The 1460-nt window shown below is 52.0% G+C and carries 8 tRNA genes and 3 rRNA genes; all 11 read right to left on the bottom strand.

Features of this window, described 5'->3' with window-relative positions:
• A 16S ribosomal RNA gene (locus B0H94_RS14950) occupies positions 1-187 on the bottom strand; the annotation flags it as partial.
• A 173-nt stretch (positions 188-360) separates the two neighbouring features.
• Positions 361-436: transfer RNA gene (locus B0H94_RS14945), tRNA-Ala, on the bottom strand.
• Between the two features lie 13 nt (positions 437-449).
• A tRNA-Pro gene (locus tag B0H94_RS14940) sits at positions 450-526 on the bottom strand.
• A gap of 14 nt (positions 527-540) precedes the next feature.
• A tRNA-Arg gene (locus B0H94_RS14935) sits at positions 541-617 on the bottom strand.
• Positions 618-621: 4 nt separating this feature from the next.
• Positions 622-696 (bottom strand) — tRNA-Gly (locus B0H94_RS14930).
• A gap of 12 nt (positions 697-708) precedes the next feature.
• Positions 709-794, bottom strand: a tRNA-Leu gene (locus B0H94_RS14925).
• A 15-nt stretch (positions 795-809) separates the two neighbouring features.
• A tRNA-Lys gene (locus tag B0H94_RS14920) sits at positions 810-885 on the bottom strand.
• A 6-nt stretch (positions 886-891) separates the two neighbouring features.
• Positions 892-967 (bottom strand) — tRNA-Thr (locus B0H94_RS14915).
• 15 nt (positions 968-982) lie between these two features.
• Positions 983-1058 (bottom strand) — tRNA-Val (locus B0H94_RS14910).
• Between the two features lie 9 nt (positions 1059-1067).
• Positions 1068-1184: ribosomal RNA gene (rrf, locus tag B0H94_RS14905) — 5S ribosomal RNA — on the bottom strand.
• A 77-nt stretch (positions 1185-1261) separates the two neighbouring features.
• Positions 1262-1460, bottom strand: a 23S ribosomal RNA gene (locus B0H94_RS14900); the annotation flags it as partial.

The raw sequence follows: 1460 nt of genomic DNA, 5'->3' as shown, positions 1-1460 counted from the left end.
TATTAGCCCCGGTTTCCCGGGGTTATCCCGATCTGCAGGGCAGGTTGCCCACGTGTTACTCACCCGTCCGCCGCTCGATCCACCAGCGTCATCCCCGAAGGGAATCAACTGGTTTCACGCGCTCGACTTGCATGTATTAGGCACACCGCCAGCGTTCGTCCTGAGCCAGGATCAAACTCTCCGATAAAGTGATGCTTAGCACCAATCAAATCGAAGGGATTTGATGTGTTTCGTTTAACGTCAATTAAATTGACGGGCGCACTTGCTTTCATTCAGTTTTCAAAGGGCAAATGTTTTGTCGTTTTTCAGCGACTTTTGCATTGTATCAATTTATCATTGCTTACGCAATAGTAAATTTTATGGTGGAGCCTAGCGGGATCGAACCGCTGACCTCCTGCGTGCAAAGCAGGCGCTCTCCCAGCTGAGCTAAGGCCCCGCGTTTTAGCAGATGGTCGGGAAGACTGGATTCGAACCAGCGACCCCTTGGTCCCAAACCAAGTGCTCTGCCAAGCTGAGCTACTTCCCGCACTTAAGTTAAAATGGCGCGCCTGAGAGGACTTGAACCCCTAACCTTCTGATCCGTAGTCAGACGCTCTATCCAATTGAGCTACAGGCGCATAATGGAGCGGGAGACGGGATTCGAACCCGCGACCCCCACCTTGGCAAGGTGGTGTTCTACCACTGAACTACTCCCGCGAATATTTTGTATGGTGCGGATGGAGGGACTTGAACCCCCACGTCACAAGGACACTAGATCCTAAGTCTAGCGCGTCTGCCAATTCCGCCACATCCGCTATTATTTAAATTAATGGTGAGCCATGGAGGATTCGAACCTCCGACCCTCTGATTAAAAGTCAGATGCTCTGCCAGCTGAGCTAATGGCTCATGAAATGGTGCCGGCCAGAGGACTCGAACCCCCAACCTACTGATTACAAGTCAGTTGCTCTACCAGTTGAGCTAGGCCGGCGTATATTTTTTGAAATGGTGGAGGGTGACGGGATCGAACCGCCGACCCCCTGCTTGTAAGGCAGGTGCTCTCCCAGCTGAGCTAACCCTCCAATATGTATGCTTGGCGACGTCCTACGCTCACAAAGGGTTGCCCCTTCATTACCATCGGCGCTGAAGAACTTAACTTCCGTGTTCGGCATGGGAACGGGTGTGACCTCTTCGCCGTCATCACCAAGCTGATTGAGCGTCGTTCGCTCAAAACTGGATAACCGACAACTGCTTCCACAATGAAGTGCGTCTTGAATTGTGTCTATAGGATAAGCCCTCGATCGATTAGTATCGGTCAGCTCCATGTGTCACCACACGTCCACTTCCGACCTATCAACCTCGTCATCTTCGAGGGATCTTACTCACTTGACGTGATGGGAAATTTCATCTCGAGGGGGGCTTCATGCTTAGATGCTTTCAGCACTTATCCCGGCCGCACGTAGCTACCCAGCGATGCTCCTGGC

Origin of the sequence: Salsuginibacillus halophilus (assembly GCF_003014715.1) — a bacterium.
GTDB classification, from domain to species: Bacteria; Bacillota; Bacilli; order Bacillales; family Marinococcaceae; genus Salsuginibacillus; species Salsuginibacillus halophilus.
The sequence above is the reverse complement of the archived record's forward strand: the minus strand, read 5'-3'. Positions and strand labels throughout refer to the sequence as shown.